Origin of the sequence: Bartonella sp. CB10SXKL, assembly GCF_042195515.1 — a bacterium.
Taxonomy (GTDB): Bacteria; Pseudomonadota; Alphaproteobacteria; order Rhizobiales; family Rhizobiaceae; genus Bartonella.
In genome coordinates, this window is the sequence record NZ_JBHION010000106.1 from 1 (window position 1) to 798 (window position 798).

At 41.4% G+C, this 798-nt stretch carries 1 pseudogene; it reads right to left on the bottom strand.

Annotated elements, in window-relative coordinates:
• Positions 1-798: pseudogene (locus ACFIK3_RS09680) on the bottom strand (hypothetical protein); the annotation flags it as partial.

Consider the following 798-nt stretch of genomic DNA (forward strand, 5'->3'; position numbering starts at 1 on the left):
GCTAGACCAATAGCAGCAGCTTGTCTTGCTTCTTTCCGAACATCCTGAATAGCATAATTCAACGTCTCAAATTTCATATCCGTATAGGATTTAGACTCGTTAACAGCATCATTGACAAGACTACTAACTTTCTCATCCGTATACTTATTGGCATCTTCAAGAACTATCTTCATCTGCTCTTCAGTATAATCATGCAACTGACCGCCATTAACAGCTTGCTGAGAACCTGTTTCAATCTTGCCTGCCGCTACATTGTCTATCATAACAGGTTCGCTGTCATTGCCTCCTACTAACGTAATGCTATTGGTCTTTTTCCCATCACTATCTTTATCATAGTTAACAACGCCATCTGTTACGGCTACTTCAATATCTTTCACATGTTGATCTATCGTATCTACTTTGTCTTCAACCTCTTTTACCCTCTCATTCGTGCTCCAAAGCTGACCACCATTAACAACTTCTTGCGAACCTTCTTCTATCTTACCATCCAATACATTCGTAATCTTACTCGACTTACCATCATGCTTCGCATCATACGCGCCTTCTTCTTCATTCCAATTCAAACCATTGCTCGCCACACTCTTCTCAACATCATGAATACGGTCGTTGATACTCGTCATACCATCACTGACACCATCAAAAGCTCCTGCTACATCATGATAAATCTTCTTTTCTGACGAACTACCATCAGAATTGAATTGTGCAACCTTGAATTCCGGAGCCCTCCATTCGCCACCTTCATAGCTAGCTCCTCCTCCTAAATACATCGCTAGCGTCTGATGCAAGGAATAAAGCTGA